Source organism: Shewanella sp. W3-18-1, assembly GCF_000015185.1.
GTDB classification, from domain to species: domain Bacteria; phylum Pseudomonadota; class Gammaproteobacteria; order Enterobacterales; family Shewanellaceae; genus Shewanella; species Shewanella putrefaciens.
In genome coordinates this window covers 2,889,063-2,903,036 of sequence record NC_008750.1, presented here as the reverse complement: position 1 = coordinate 2,903,036, position 13,974 = coordinate 2,889,063, and the positions used below count along the sequence as shown (strand labels likewise).

Genomic DNA, 13,974 nt, shown 5'->3' with positions numbered 1-13,974 from the left:
ATTCACTATGAATCGATTCATCTTAGGCTTTAGTGCCAGTTTATTATCAGCGATGTTATGGCCATCGTTGCCGCCTGTAGCTTATCTACCCTATCTTTTGGTCGGGGCTTTAATCTTATATCAAAAAGCACCGCTTTGTTCAGGTGTACTCTTTGCAATGCTGTGGCTAACGGTTTTTTGCTTAGGATTATCTAGGCAGGACCTTCCTGTGCAACAACAACCTCTACAGGTGAGGGGCGAAATCATATCACTAGTTAGCCAAAACAGCGACTGGCTTAGTTTGGATATTGCCATCATTAAACCAAATTTAATCTTAAGACCCCGCGCAAAACTAAGATTGACATGGAAAGCGCCACCAGACGTGGCAGTCGGGCAGGTTTGGTTATTCACTATTACACCTAAAAGTGTGTCTAATGTGCTGAACCAAGGCGGATATAATGAGCAGAAGCAATTAATTAGTCAGCATATTGTTGGTAAAGGACGAGTGATAAAAGCGGAATTAATTGAGAGTCAGCCTTCCTTAAGAAATCAACTCGTATCGGCATTAGCTCCTCAATTGGCGCCATTGCAACAGGGAGATCTTCTACTGGCGTTAATTTTGGGAGATAAGCAGCTTATTTCATCTGAACGCTGGCAAATGCTAAGGCAAACGGCAACAGGGCATTTAGTGGCAATATCAGGCTTACATTTATCTGTGGTTACAGCATGGATTTATGCTGTGATGATATTTGGATTAACTCGTTTTGTTCCTCATCCTAGTCGGCGAAATTGGGTTTTTGCGTTGTTACTGTCAGGCATAGGCGCTGCATTTTATGCTTATTTAGCGGGTTTTGGGATATCGACACAACGTGCACTGGTGATGATATTACTCTTAATGTTACTCAGTTTATTAAAGCGGTTTTCGAGTCCATGGGAACGCTTGTTATTTGCTTTATTTATGGTGCTATTGATTGATCCTCTTGCTTGTTTAAGTGCTGGGTTTTGGCTGTCATTTTGTGCATTAGCCATTATTTTGTATACCTTAGAGGCCGCTCCTAAAGTACACCAATTAACTAATGACATCACCCCTTTAGGGCGTGTTCGTGCAGGGTTATTGCAATTTTGGTCTATTCAATGGCGATTGAGTCTTGGGCTTGGATTCGTGCAAGCGGTGCTTTTTGGTGGCATAAGTGCACATAGTCTGTGGATTAATATGCTTGCAGTACCTTGGTTTAGTTTTGTGGTTATCCCCATCGCAATGGCGGGCTTTGTGTGCTGGTGGATTGGTACTGCGCTTGGATTCTCCTGGATGGGCTTACTCGAACTAAGCAATTGGGCCTTGATGCCCTATGGACAATTATTAGCGATAAGCGGTCAGTTACCCATTCATTGGCAAGTGGTCTCCGAAAGTGTATTGGCATTGGCATTGTGTGGACTATTAGGCGGTGTATTATGGCGTTACATCCCTAAACAACGTCTATATTGGCCTTGGCGTTTTATAGTGAGCTTACTCTTTGTTCCGTTTCTCCTATCATTTTTATTAAAATGGTTACCTTTAAAGTCAGCGACTTGGTCAATGCATTTATTAGATGTAGGGCAGGGGTTAGCTGTTGTTATAGAGAAAGAAGGCCGAGGACTAATTTATGACACTGGCGCCGCATTTGGAGAGAGTTTTAGTTACAGTCAACGGGTGATTATTCCTTTTTTAAATGCTAAAGGGATCCGAGAAATTGACTATGTGTTTATTAGCCATAGCGATAACGATCACGCTGGCGGAGCCTCTGCTCTCTTAGCGGCTTATCCTAAAGCTCAATGGATAACCGATGTAACTGAAATAGCTGGAAAGGGCTGTAGACCTCAGCAAATTAACTGGCAGGACCTTAAAATAAGCATCATTTTTCCACAAAAACCAATAGCGGGAAATAATGGTTCTTGTGTCGTGCGCATTGATGATACTCAGCAGCGTGTCTTATTGACGGGGGATATTGAAAAAAATAGTGAAATGAAATTATTAACGCAAGTCAAAATGCAGCCGACGATATTAATGAGTCAAGTCTTAATTGCTCCACACCACGGTAGCAAAAGCTCATCAACCGAAGCATTTATTGATGCAGTTTCCCCTGAGTTTGTTCTTTTCCCCGCGGGGCTCGGAAATCGATACGGTTTTCCTAAACCCGTGGTGGTTGATCGTTATCAGGCGCGGAATATCCCTCATTTAACCACAGGAATAGAAGGGCAGATTAGTGTGATTTTTCGCCATGATGGTCGAGAAGTGAAAACCTATAGGCGCGATCTTGCGCCATTTTGGTACAACCGCTTGTTTAGATTTGGTGACTTGATTAATCCAGAGTAGAATGTGCACTTTGCCATAATTTAGTGTTATCAATGACAGCATCTCCTAATAACGAAATGTGGGTAGTTTTCAAACGATTACTGGGCTATCTCAAACCAATGAAAGGCATGTTTTTGCTTTCCGTTGCCGGGCTTATTGTTTATGGGGTCGTCGATGCGGCCTTCATCGCTTTTATCGGCCCCTTTATCGATAAAGGATTTTCAAGTGGTGCCCCTACTGCAATCAGTAGCAGCATTGCCTTGCCGAATAACCAAGGGTTTCATGCCAACAATGATGTGTTAATGATGGCACCACTTGTGGTTATCTTAATGTTTTCCCTACGAGGTCTTGCCAACTTTATTTCAACCTATGGCATCTCTTATATGAGTGCTCGTTTGATCATGGATATGCGTCAGCAAGTGTTTGAGCATTATCTCAGCCTACCCGTAAGCTACATGGATAAAGAAAATACGGGAAATTTAATATCTAAAGTCACCTTTGATACTGAACAGATTGCAAGGGCATCTGGTAGTGCATTGATTTCTATTGTAAGAGACAGTGTTACTGTGATGGGGATGTTAGTACTCATGTTCTACAATTCGTGGAAGCTATCCCTTTGTATCTTGGTGATTGGCCCGCTTATGGGGTTGGTCATGACTATGGTCAGTCGCCGTTTCCGTAAGGTTTCTAAGCAAATTCAAACAGCTATGGGAGGGGTGAGTGCGACCACAGAGCAGATGATTAAAGGCCATAAAAACGTTTTAGCCTTTGGTGGACAAGAAACTGAAATTGCTCGTTTTGCAAAGGTGAATGATAAAAATCGTAATCAAAATATGAAATTAGCCGTAGCTCAAGCGATAAGTCAACCTGTGATTATGGTGATTGGTTCTTTCGCTTTAGCATTTGTACTGTATGCTGCCAGTTTAGACAGTATGAAAACGGATCTTACCGCTGGGACATTTGCCACTATTTTGGGTGCGATGATGGCCATGTTACAGCCCATCAAAAACTTAACCCGCGTGAATGCTGAGTTTCAGCGTGGTATTGCTGCTTGTACCACAGTGTTTGAATTATTAGATACTTTACCTGAATCCGATACAGGAACTTACACTGTGAAACGGGCTCAAGGTAATTTACGTTTTGATGAGGTTTGTTTTAGCTATGAAGGCCAAGAACGCCGAGCCCTCGATAATGTCAGCTTTGAGGTTAAACAAGGCCAAACTTTGGCATTAGTAGGGCGTTCAGGCTCGGGTAAATCAACCATTGCAAGTTTGGTGACGCGTTTCTACACAGGGTTAGAGTCTGGCGATATTTTGCTCGATGATGTGAGTATTTATGATTACTCGTTGAAATCACTACGTAATCAAGTGGCTCTTGTCTCTCAACAAGTGACTTTGTTTAACGATACTATTGCTAACAATATTGCTTACGCATATCCAGGTGAAGTGACCCGTGGGCAAATCATTGAGGCGGCAACACTTGCCCATGCGATGGAGTTTATCGATCAGCTTCCTGAGGGATTGGATACACAAATCGGGGAGAATGGCGTGCTGTTGTCTGGTGGACAAAGGCAGCGTATTGCCATCGCACGCGCTATGTTGCGTGATGCACCTGTGCTTATCCTGGATGAAGCGACTTCAGCGCTTGACACTGAGTCTGAGAAAGCGATCCAAAAGGGACTTGATAATTTGCGTCAAAACCGCACTTCAGTGGTTATTGCTCACCGATTATCAACCATTGAAAGTGCAGATCAGATCCTCGTGGTAGACCAAGGTCGTATTGTTGAGCGAGGCACCCACAAATCCTTACTGGAAATGGGTGGTATGTATGCCAAGCTGTATCAAATGCAATTTGGTAACTAGATGCAAACGCTCGTTAATAAAATTTGGTATCAGGGCCATCCATTACAATGGCTGTTACTGCCTTTATCCTTTGTATTTGGATTCATCACCTTTGTGCGCCGAGGTTTATTCCAATTAGGGTTAAAAGCGCAAACCATACTCCCTGTTCCTGTGATTGTGGTCGGTAATATTACGGTAGGCGGAAGTGGTAAAACGCCAATGGTCATTTATCTGATCGAGTTATTACGTGCACATGGTTTTAATCCTGGTGTGATAAGCCGTGGTTATGGTGCGAATATTGATGGTGTTAAGCAGGTTGCCTATAACGCAAGTGCCACCGATGTAGGTGATGAACCTGCGATGATTGTTGCACGCTCTGGTGTTCCTATGGTTGTCGGTTCTAAGCGTGTAGAGGCTGCAAATGTCCTTATCGCTGAGCATGGCGTTGATGTGATCATTTGTGATGATGGTTTACAACATTACGCACTTGGACGGGATATTGAACTTGTCGTCATTGATGGCCAACGCCGTCTAGGAAATGAGTATTTACTACCTGCAGGGCCCTTAAGGGAAGGGCCTTGGCGGCTTAAAGACGTTGACTTTGTGGTTATTAATGGCGGCAATGCAGATGTGGGGCAATTTGAAATGCAACTGGCTCCGACACAGGTAAAAGCGGTGGATGGTAATATCATCACCACTGACTTTGATAAATCACAGCCTCTTGTCGCTATGGCTGGTATTGGTAATCCCACTCGTTTCTTCGATTCGTTACAAGCGCAAGGCTATCAAGTGGTGTTATCCCACGGGTTTGATGACCATCAAGCCTACGATAAAAAACAATTATGTGATTTGGCAAAAGACCTTCCGCTGATGATGACCGAAAAAGATGCGGTTAAATGTCGCGATTTTGCACAAGAAAACTGGTGGTATTTGGCGGTCAATGCCAAGCTATCGCCACAATTTGATGAGCAGCTATTAAGCCGTCTTCACGAGGTGGTTGCTGCTAAACAAGGAAACTCTCATGGCATTCGATAAAAAACTTCTGGATATAGTAGCTTGCCCTGTATGCAAGGGAAAACTTGAGTACGATAAAACTGCACAACAGTTGATCTGCAAAGCGGATAAATTGGCATACCCTATTACAGAAGGTATACCTGTACTATTGGAAAATCGTGCCACTCCAATAACAGAAACGGTGTAAGCTAAGCAGTGTTAACCTGTAGTGTATGCGCGTAGTGTCATTTATACGCGCATTTTTTCGTTAAAATTGCACAAATTTTTGTCTATCTGCGTCAGTTGCACCTTCTTTGCATTCTCCGCGTATTTCACCTCGCCCAGACTCGATCATACGACTTAATTCGAAGTATCCTTCGCGGCAGTAACCTGTCATTTCTAACGTTTTTATGAGGCCAAGTTCTACCTGCTGCCCCCAGATTTCGAGTATTGCTTCCTTCTCCTTATAGCTTCTACGCAGTTCTTGGGGATCCTGTGATTTTTGACGCATTCGATCTTCATGGGGGAAAGGGCGCTCAGTATTGTCCCTGATTGACGCTTCATCAATAAGATTCGCTTGATAGATAAAGAGTTTCAGACCATCTGCTTTAATATCAGTTGTTAACCTATCTTTTAATTTACCTGCTAATTCAGTTGGATCGATGGGAGCGCTACTACAGGCGATAAGCGATATACAGCTTAGGGCGACAAGGCTGATAGATCTCAATGACATAATCAATTTTTTACTCGTAGGTTATTAACTTCCAGAAGAATACCTTAATATGGAGGCAAATATCATAGAATTATGGCGATTTTTGCTATATGACTTTTTACTGCGTAAGGTCTGATGAATAACGGACATTGAAACAAGGAATAAGCGTTGATGTGGGAGTTTTGGTCTGGTCAACTAGCGCAAATTGAATGGAGTATGAGTTTAGCTCAAGTGATCGCTTTAGCGCTGTTGGTACTCTGGGTTTATATTATTTGGCCGAAGGAAGAGTTACAGCAAGTTGCGAAGGATAAGGGGCTACAGCGGCGATTGCTACTGACGTTGGTCGTCATCAATGCACTATGGCTTTTAAATGCCAGTATCCAGCTCAGTTTGCATTTGCATTTCTTAGGGATAGTGACCTGCTTATTGCTGTTCGGTTGGCGGTTAGCCACAGTCAGTTTGCTATTGCCTTGTGCATTTTTCAGTCTTTTTGTCCTAAAACAACCGGGTGTATTTGGCGCATTTGGTTTATTTGCTATAGCGATACCACTGTTTTTATCTTTCATGTTGTATAGCCGCAGCTACCATCTTTTTCCCAAACATATCTTTGTTTTTATCTTTGTCGGTGCCTTTATTAATGCGGGATTATCAACGGTATTTCACCAGTTTAGTTGGGCAATTTGGTTGTGGTTTTCAGCAGATTATAACTGGGAGTTATTAGTTGATAACTACTTAATTTTAATACCATTGCTGGCTTTTCCTGAAGCATTGTTAAATGGGATGGCTGTTACACTGCTGGTGGTGTACCAACCCCAGTGGCTATTTGATTATTCGGATCGCGAATATTTATGGCGAAAATAAAGTTAGGTTTATCTATCGATAGAAGGCACTTAGCTTGGACTAGGTGCCTTGGATATTTTATGCAAAACGTTGTTCTAAGTAATTGATAATATCTTTAGATTCGTACAACCATTGCACTTGACCATTTTCTTCGATTCTTAAGCAAGGTACTTGCTGTTTGCCACCTTGAGTCATTAACTCATCCTTATGGGGAGATTTTTTCGCATCAAGTGTTTGAATATTCAGCCCTTGTCTACGCATTGCTCTGCGTACTTTTACGCAAAATGGGCAGGCAGGATATTGATAAAGTGCCATAGCTTGGGTTTCTGCATCAATTTTTTGTTGCTCCTCCTGCGGACGTTGTCGCTTTTTAGGTGCAAAAACAACGTTTAGAAACAAAATAATCCGGCCTAAAATCCAGCGAATAATGAACATGAGTACCTCGAGTAAAAGTCGAATTGAGCGCGTTACAGGTGCCTATTATCAAGTACGCTGACGAATCAGTTGGATGTGTCTGATTAGTCTTATATTGTGGACCGTGTGATCGCCTTCGCATAAAGCGGCAAAGTGTAACCTAATGCGCAAAACAATGCACGAAACGGTCCGTAGCTTAAGTTGTAACAAGTGTGGTAGGCCATGAAATATTAGTTAAGCACCATGAAGGAAACGCCCTGCAAATTGCAGGGCGTTTAGCTGCGCAGGAGGTTACGATTTAATCGCGTAATTTATTTTACATCAATAGTCATATTCACTTGGGCAGCGTTTGGGTTCAGTGTGACTCGACTTTGAAGTAAAAAAATTCGCTCTGGTGAAATATCTTTGGCATCGACTAGATAAGCTTTCACTGTTTTGGCCCTTTCTTGAGCGAGATCCCCTAGCATGCCATTGGTGACATTTTGAGCTTTAACTGACAAGTTATAGAGGGCGATATGCCAACGAGTCAGTATATCTTCAGCCGATAATGATGTCTCTTTTGTATCATTCAGTACTGTGTCTTTTACTAATTGCGGATCTGCTTTTACTTCCTGTTCGTACAGTTTTACCAAGGCTTCTGCGAGTGCTCCTTTTGTTGGGAATTGGCTTGGGCTTAAGTCTGTAGGGAGTTCATTAAAAGGAATATTTGCAAGTTTAGCTAATTTACGCTTCATCATACGTTCAGCAATTGCTTGGCTATCGTTAATCGCATCAACTTCACCTTCAATGCTCAGTTTGAGCATAGGTCTATCGATTAACGCATTGGCAAGTTTATCCAAGTTTGCTTGTGCTTTACTATCGAGGATAACGCTTCCTTCACTGAAGCTAATTTTATCTAAAGTTTCATTTGAGCCGACTAAATTCGCGAGGAATGAGAATGGTGCGGTAACGGCTTTAGTGATCACGTTAGTGATGGCTGTCATGATAATACTTCCCACGCTAAAACTGGGAGAATCTAAATCTCCTGAAACTTCCATACCGAGATCGATAACGCCGTTACGGTCTTGCAATAATGCAATGGCTAACGTAATGGGGAGACTTGTGGCTAAGTCACTATTACTGGGCTTGCCGAGTTTTAGTTGATCTATGACTAAGTGATTAGTGCCTTTTAGCTGGTTACGCTCAAGTTTATAATTGAGCGCGAGGGAGAGTTGACCTTTATCAATATAATAACCTGCATAGGTTCCTGAATAGGGATTCACGGATGTGAGTTCAACACTCTTAAATACGAGATCGAGATCAAGATAGGGCATATCCAACAGGGGGTTAATATCCCCCTTTAGAGTCACGGGGGCATATTTATCAATTTTACCTTTGATATCAACAGAAGCTTTTGTTCCTGGAGTTGAAGATAGATGACTTATATGCCCATCAAGCAGTTCAATACCAGAAGCAAAATTGGGCGTTAAAGAATTATCGGCAAAATAGGCTGAGCCTTGACTAAAGCTGATTTTTTGAATGTCTAAACTTAACTCAGGTTTGTTTTGAGTAACACTTTCACGAGTTTGGTTACCCGTATTTTTAATGTCAGAATTTGCCGTTTCGGGGACGGTAACATTAGACGGTGTTTTTACGACCAAAGTGTTATCAGCGGACGTTTCAACAATCAGATTGCTGATATTTGTACTTCTATCCTTGGCAATAACAATTTTAGCGTAGGGCTGATTAAGGGCGAGATGGTCAATTTTTATTTGATTCTTTTGCTGGTCAAAATCTAGCTGATTAATATGCATTTTTTGCCATTTAACTAATGGCGCATTGCGTAAATTATCTAGCACATTCAAGTCATCCAGCTCGACACTGCCGCGATAAATTGCTTGGCCTTTAGCATCGGCATTTACCTGTCCCTGTGAACTCAAGAGGCCACTTTTAAGCTTGATATTTACATAGGGCGCTAAATAAGGTTGAAATTGCGCTAATGCCAGTTTATCCATTTGCAATTTGGCATCAATGGACTCACTGGTTAGATCAACTTGCCCTTGTGATGCGAAACTCCCTTTATCATTGATAGCAAAGGATAGTTCATATTCGATAGGTGCTTTTAAGTCACTCACTATGGTCTTAGTGGCAAAATTGAGTGGGTATATGCGCCATTGTTGAGGTGAAGGCGTGAGTTTTTGTTCACTGAAATTAACATCATAGTTTTCAAGGGTGAGCTTATCGAGTTGGACTAACCATGAGGGCGTGAGTTGTTCACTTGTGTGCTGTCTATCCGCAGTGTTTGCTAAGGTTGGAGATGTCGCCAAATCTTCTTTATTAGTTTCTTCATTTGGTGCCTGAGTGGGATCATTAGCCTTTTTAGCCGTAGACGTTTGAGATTGTGCCATCGATTTTGGGGTTAGGAGTTTTGCAAGATCAACACCTTGTTCATCGAGGATCACATTGAGGGATAATCCATCACTATATATTTGGTTGATATTAATTTTTTGCCGTTGCAGATCGGCTGCAATGCCATCTATTGCCAGTAGAGGAAGCGTCAGGACTGGAGTGTCTTGGTTTGTCACATTGAGCTTCTCAAGGATCACTTGTCCACGATTAGTCATGACTTGTAGAGAGCCATTATCAGGTAGATCAACCCGATAATGTGACTTTGCACTTATTTCGCCATTTTTAAGCGTAATATCAAAGTGGTCATCGATAAATTGCCACACTGTACTGAGTTTTAACTTTGCGATTTGGATATCACCGTCGAGCATAAACGGGAAGAGTTGAAATTGCCCTTCTAGGCTTATTTCTCCTTCATGGACATCCTTAAATTGCATTGCAAAGTGATTATTGATGACATTTGAGGAGACTATTTCTGTCGAGGCAGAAGGACTGGCCTCTGGAGTGGGTTCTCTTTTTAGTGTTTCGAGCGAGGACGCTAACGTATCTTTCAACGCTGATGTCGTTGTTGTCATTATATAGTCAGTATCTAATTGACTGACTTTAATATTAATGCTTGGGTAATTGATGTTTGCTTGGGTGATATTGTCATCGAAACTAAACTTACCAGCATCTAAGGTAAATAGGCTGAGTAATATTCGCAGCGGTTTAGTTTGCTCATTGGACTGATGTTGCGTTGTGGGGGCGATATTTTCGTTAAGGGTTATCAATATATCGTCAAAATTAAATGCTGCTTTATCTTGTGTTTGAAAACGGTGGATATGAATATTGGGTTCTTGTAGATGAAGATTTTCAATAACCAGCGCCCTTTTAAAAATAGATTGCCAAAAGTTAAGTTGGAGCTGGATCCCTTTACTGGAGACAAAGGTTTTTTCATCTTTTTCGTTAATAGTCAGCCCGTCAATGTTTACTTTAAATGTGAATGGATTTATACGAATGTCATCAATTATCACTTGACGGCCTAGCAATTGAGAGAGTCTTTCAGGTGCGAAAGACACCATACCGAAAGGAATAATGAGCCCTAAGGTCGCCACATAACAACAATAGAGCATCGTGAGATAAACGAGCACCCGTTGGTATCTTGGGCGTTTAAAGAAAGATTTTTTTAAGGTCGAAAGCGGGGAATGCATAGTAGAATCAAGGCTCCGATGCGTAAAGTAGAGTGAAATCTATCAACAAATGGAGCCATTCTAGCGAATAACGCCTGAGTTTACACATTTTGTTTTATGTTTTTACTAGTAAAATCTGAGTGTTACTTTGCCGTAACTCGTTTAACTTTTAGTTGAAATTAAACAATAACCAAAGCTTCACAGATGTTACCTTAGTATTTGTTCTTGCTGAGCTTACCTACTATAGCAGGCCTATTTAGGCGGTGGTGTAGCTTATTGCTGCAATAATGGCGCCCTGTGGATCTTTAATCCAACAAAATCGACCTACGCCCGGAATATCTTCAGGCCCGAAGAGAATATCGCCCCCCAGTTTTTTAGCATTTATGGCGACGAGATCGACATCTGCAACCGTAATATAGCCTGTCCAATGGGAAGGAAATGCTGGAATTAAGTTTTCAGTAATACCTCCAATACTTGAACCTTGGTTTTCAATAATGTGGTATTTTCCATGGGGTGTCCTGACAGTTCTAAATTGCCAGCCAAATATTTCACCATAGAAAAGCATTGCTTCTTTGGTGTTTATGGTAGTGAGTTCGTGCCAGCTTAAGGCTCCAGCAGTGTTGAACGCAGAGTCCATGGGCGCATCCTTTTGTTGTTAGTGTAAATTAATCATCGTAGGTTGAGGGGCATATGACCCACTTAGAGTGTAGTCGAGGCTCATTAAGAATTCATAAGTCGATCTCGAAATCTTCCATCATTTAACGCTGCATTGGATTAAATTAAGTTAATGTTAATAAATGGTATTATGGGAGTTTGTGGTCGTTTTATCTTTAATGTCGATGCAGTATTTATGACGATAAATTTTGATTATTGTATTGAGTAGGGCAAATCAAAGGTTGCCTAGCAATTATCCACAATGGTTGCTTCGACAGTTAGACCTTAATCCTATTCGCTTGGTAATATAGTGTGGTTTTACATCATTTTGATGGTATTGAGAGGGATTTAAGATTGGATAAAAGTTTAGTAACGAATGCATTGGCTGCGCTGTGTATTCTGATTGGCTACGGTATAGGGTCACCCATTTTGTTTAATGTAGGTTTGTTTGCATTATCGGGGGCGATAACGAACTGGCTAGCCGTATATATGTTGTTTGAAAAAGTGCCAGGATTGTATGGTTCTGGGGTGGTTCCCTCTCGTTTTGAAGAATTTAAAGCGGGTATTGCACATTTGATGATGAAGCAGTTTTTTACGACTGAAAATATTGACCGCTTTTTATCTGAGAAAGAAGGGGTCACTAAAATCGATTTGACTCCCGTGATTGATAAGGTCGATCTGGCTCCATCTTTTGATGCCCTTGTTAGTACTGTTGCACAATCTTCTTTTGGTGGCATGCTGGCAATGTTTGGTGGTACAGAGGCCCTAGCACCACTAAAGGCTCCTTTTATTGAGAAAATGAAAGCCTCTTTAGTGGAAATGGCCCAAAGTGAGGAGTTTCATCTGTTACTGAAGCAAGAAATTGAACAGTCTAATATTATGGCCGATTTACAAATAAAAATTGCCAATATTGTTGAGCAGCGTCTAAATGAATTGACGCCACAAATGGTAAAGCAGATTGTACAAGAGATGATCCAAACTCACTTGGGGTGGTTAGTTGTTTGGGGCGGTGTGTTTGGTGGGATGATAGGACTTGTCGCCGCCTTGCTCCAAGGCTAATCTGGTACTTAAAAGTGAGCCGAAACATGGGAGCTTAGGCTTCCATGTTTATCTAAGAGTTATATTCACTTACTAAATTCTATTCACTTACCAGAGGCGCTATGAACCATCATCACAGTATTAATTATCTGGAAATACCCAGCCGCGATATAGTGAGTTCTAAGACCTTCTTTAATAAGGTGTTTGGTTGGTGTTATGTGGATTACGGTCCAGAATATAGTTGCTTTATGGATGCAGGCATCACGGGCGGATTTTATCAGGCGGATGTTGATTTCACACTTTTACGTGGCAGCCCGCTGATTGTTTTGTATAGCAATGATTTAGAGAGTACCCAGGCTGCGGTTATCGCAGCGGGAGGAAAAATTACCACAGGGATATTTATTTTTCCTGGGGGGAGGCGATTCCATTTCACCGAACCCTGTGGCAATGAATATGCTGTCTGGTCAGAATGATCCGCTTTCAAACCCTTGTGTCAGGAACTGTTGTTTAAATGAGCAGGATGTTTGCTTGGGGTGTTTTCGACATCTCGATGAAATTTTAGCTTGGCGGTCGATGTCAGAAGAGGAACGTTGTGGTTGCTATGTAAAGATGGTAGAACGCAGGGGAATTCAGCAGGCCAAATGGACGAGTCAAAAATAGTGCGGTGATAGTACTTTCTATCACCGCACATGAGTTTTGTTAGACGGGATCGACAACAATATGTTCTAGTTCAACAGCCGCTATTGTATGTAGCGCATCCATCGTTGCTCCAACTAAACTGATTTTCCCCTGAGATGATTCAATCAATACCGCACGACGAATGTCGCTAAATTCTCGGTTGTGCCGAGTTAAATTTGACAGTGCCATTTGCATCGGCAACATTGAAGGATTAAAGGCCGCATTTTCGGCATAGCGTCCGCAGTAGGTCGCGCCATCATGGGTTTCTAGTACCACAGCGGCAAAGCTTTGAGTATACGGGGCATAACTTAAACCAGCATGATCTAAACCTTCAATAATCATGGGGTCACTGCTATCTAGCACAAACTCAGTTTGCTGTTTTGCAAGCAGCGGTGAGACGACATTTAAATCTTTCGGACCAAATGCATAGGGGAGATAATAAGCAAGTGAATGGCTTTCCTGTGCAGGTAGATGAATTGTAATGTTGGCGCCATCAACCAGCTCATTCATAAATTGCCGACAATGACCACAGGGGCTAGCATTGACAATTATATCAACAATTTGACTCTCACCACTTAACCAAGCATGACTAATCGCACTTTGCTCTGCATGTACGGAATGGAATAAGGCCTCACCGGGAAGTTCTAAGTTTGCTCCCATGTAAATATCACCACTTTTCCCCTTGGCGATAGCGCCCACATAAAACTCGCTTATTGGCGGCTTTGCCAGTGCTGCAGCAATAGGTAATAGTGCGAGTAGTACCTCTGCCTCAGTCATTTTGCTGGCGAGGGTTAATTTGGCAAGTTGCATTGCATCAATGTGGCCTGCAAAGTTTTGATGTAATAGGGGAATAAGTGCATCAGCTAACGGCAGCGGCAGCTGGGTTATGCTGCGAATGAATCTATCTTGCATTTCCCGGTTCCTTATTTGTTAAGTTCA

At 42.0% G+C, this 13,974-nt stretch carries 13 protein-coding genes; 8 read left to right on the top strand and 5 right to left on the bottom strand.

The window, feature by feature from the left end:
* Positions 1–7 precede the first annotated feature (7 nt).
* The 4 genes from SPUTW3181_RS13310 to SPUTW3181_RS13295 are packed head-to-tail and all read left to right on the top strand — an operon-like array spanning position 8 to position 5,353.
* Positions 8–2,332, top strand: coding sequence for a DNA internalization-related competence protein ComEC/Rec2 (locus SPUTW3181_RS13310; RefSeq protein ID WP_011789827.1), 2,325 nt, complete (start codon positions 8–10; stop codon positions 2,330–2,332).
* Positions 2,333–2,364: 32 nt separating this feature from the next.
* On the top strand, positions 2,365–4,173 hold the full coding sequence (msbA, locus tag SPUTW3181_RS13305) for a lipid A export permease/ATP-binding protein MsbA (protein ID WP_011789826.1): 1,809 nt from the start codon (positions 2,365–2,367) through the stop codon (positions 4,171–4,173).
* Positions 4,174–5,187: a tetraacyldisaccharide 4'-kinase gene (lpxK, locus tag SPUTW3181_RS13300; RefSeq protein ID WP_011789825.1), complete on the top strand. Its 1,014-nt coding sequence runs from the start codon at positions 4,174–4,176 to the stop codon at positions 5,185–5,187. It abuts the gene before it with no gap.
* On the top strand, positions 5,174–5,353 hold the full coding sequence (locus tag SPUTW3181_RS13295; protein ID WP_011789824.1) for a Trm112 family protein: 180 nt from the start codon (positions 5,174–5,176) through the stop codon (positions 5,351–5,353). Before lpxK ends, SPUTW3181_RS13295 begins: the two co-directional genes overlap by 14 nt.
* A 60-nt stretch (positions 5,354–5,413) precedes the next feature.
* Here SPUTW3181_RS13295 and SPUTW3181_RS13290 read toward each other — a convergent pair whose 3' ends face one another.
* The gene (locus tag SPUTW3181_RS13290; RefSeq protein WP_011789823.1) at positions 5,414–5,878 is read right to left on the bottom strand and encodes a hypothetical protein; all 465 of its coding nucleotides are present in this window, start codon (positions 5,876–5,878) and stop codon (positions 5,414–5,416) included.
* 150 nt (positions 5,879–6,028) lie between these two features.
* Between SPUTW3181_RS13290 and SPUTW3181_RS13285 the strand changes: the two genes are divergently transcribed.
* Positions 6,029–6,718: an energy-coupling factor ABC transporter permease gene (locus tag SPUTW3181_RS13285; protein ID WP_011789822.1), complete on the top strand. Its 690-nt coding sequence runs from the start codon at positions 6,029–6,031 to the stop codon at positions 6,716–6,718.
* Positions 6,719–6,775: 57 nt separating this feature from the next.
* Here SPUTW3181_RS13285 and SPUTW3181_RS13280 read toward each other — a convergent pair whose 3' ends face one another.
* The 3 genes from SPUTW3181_RS13280 to SPUTW3181_RS13270 form a co-directional block, all read right to left on the bottom strand.
* Entirely contained in the window at positions 6,776–7,132 is a 357-nt protein-coding gene (locus SPUTW3181_RS13280) for a glutaredoxin family protein (RefSeq protein WP_011789821.1), read from the bottom strand.
* A 290-nt stretch (positions 7,133–7,422) separates the two neighbouring features.
* Entirely contained in the window at positions 7,423–10,686 is a 3,264-nt protein-coding gene (locus SPUTW3181_RS13275) for a DUF748 domain-containing protein (protein WP_011789820.1), read from the bottom strand.
* A gap of 235 nt (positions 10,687–10,921) precedes the next feature.
* On the bottom strand, positions 10,922–11,302 hold the full coding sequence (locus SPUTW3181_RS13270) for a VOC family protein (protein ID WP_011789819.1): 381 nt from the start codon (positions 11,300–11,302) through the stop codon (positions 10,922–10,924).
* 371 nt (positions 11,303–11,673) lie between these two features.
* Here SPUTW3181_RS13270 and SPUTW3181_RS13265 point away from each other — a divergent pair, with 371 nt between their 5' ends.
* From SPUTW3181_RS13265 to SPUTW3181_RS13255, 3 genes are all read left to right on the top strand, one after another.
* Positions 11,674–12,378 carry a hypothetical protein gene (locus tag SPUTW3181_RS13265; protein ID WP_011789818.1) on the top strand — a complete coding sequence of 235 codons (705 nt, stop codon included), beginning with the start codon at positions 11,674–11,676 and terminating at the stop codon, positions 12,376–12,378.
* Positions 12,379–12,479: 101 nt separating this feature from the next.
* Positions 12,480–12,830 (top strand): VOC family protein, encoded by a 351-nt coding sequence (locus tag SPUTW3181_RS13260; RefSeq protein WP_011789817.1) that lies wholly within the window; start codon positions 12,480–12,482, stop codon positions 12,828–12,830.
* Complete coding sequence (locus SPUTW3181_RS13255) at positions 12,805–13,017, top strand: DUF1289 domain-containing protein (protein ID WP_011789816.1); 213 nt, start codon at positions 12,805–12,807, stop codon at positions 13,015–13,017. Before SPUTW3181_RS13260 ends, SPUTW3181_RS13255 begins: the two co-directional genes overlap by 26 nt.
* Before the next feature lie 39 nt (positions 13,018–13,056).
* Here SPUTW3181_RS13255 and cdd read toward each other — a convergent pair whose 3' ends face one another.
* The gene (gene cdd, locus SPUTW3181_RS13250; protein ID WP_011789815.1) at positions 13,057–13,947 is read right to left on the bottom strand and encodes a cytidine deaminase; all 891 of its coding nucleotides are present in this window, start codon (positions 13,945–13,947) and stop codon (positions 13,057–13,059) included.
* Positions 13,948–13,974: the final 27 nt, after the last annotated feature.

Excerpts from the sequence above, each read along its gene's own strand:
- SPUTW3181_RS13280 (WP_011789821.1), bottom strand. The coding sequence starts at position 7,132 with ATGTTCATTATTCGCTGGATTTTAGGCCGGATTATTTTGTTTCTAAAC.
- msbA (WP_011789826.1), top strand. The coding sequence starts at position 2,365 with ATGACAGCATCTCCTAATAACGAAATGTGGGTAGTTTTCAAACGATTA.
- SPUTW3181_RS13295 (WP_011789824.1), top strand. The coding sequence starts at position 5,174 with ATGGCATTCGATAAAAAACTTCTGGATATAGTAGCTTGCCCTGTATGC.
- cdd (WP_011789815.1), bottom strand. The coding sequence starts at position 13,947 with ATGCAAGATAGATTCATTCGCAGCATAACCCAGCTGCCGCTGCCGTTA.
- SPUTW3181_RS13285 (WP_011789822.1), top strand. The coding sequence starts at position 6,029 with ATGTGGGAGTTTTGGTCTGGTCAACTAGCGCAAATTGAATGGAGTATG.
- SPUTW3181_RS13270 (WP_011789819.1), bottom strand. The coding sequence starts at position 11,302 with ATGGACTCTGCGTTCAACACTGCTGGAGCCTTAAGCTGGCACGAACTC.
- SPUTW3181_RS13275 (WP_011789820.1), bottom strand. The coding sequence starts at position 10,686 with ATGCATTCCCCGCTTTCGACCTTAAAAAAATCTTTCTTTAAACGCCCA.
- SPUTW3181_RS13290 (WP_011789823.1), bottom strand. The coding sequence starts at position 5,878 with ATGTCATTGAGATCTATCAGCCTTGTCGCCCTAAGCTGTATATCGCTT.
- lpxK (WP_011789825.1), top strand. The coding sequence starts at position 4,174 with ATGCAAACGCTCGTTAATAAAATTTGGTATCAGGGCCATCCATTACAA.
- SPUTW3181_RS13310 (WP_011789827.1), top strand. The coding sequence starts at position 8 with ATGAATCGATTCATCTTAGGCTTTAGTGCCAGTTTATTATCAGCGATG.
- SPUTW3181_RS13260 (WP_011789817.1), top strand. The coding sequence starts at position 12,480 with ATGAACCATCATCACAGTATTAATTATCTGGAAATACCCAGCCGCGAT.
- SPUTW3181_RS13255 (WP_011789816.1), top strand. The coding sequence starts at position 12,805 with ATGAATATGCTGTCTGGTCAGAATGATCCGCTTTCAAACCCTTGTGTC.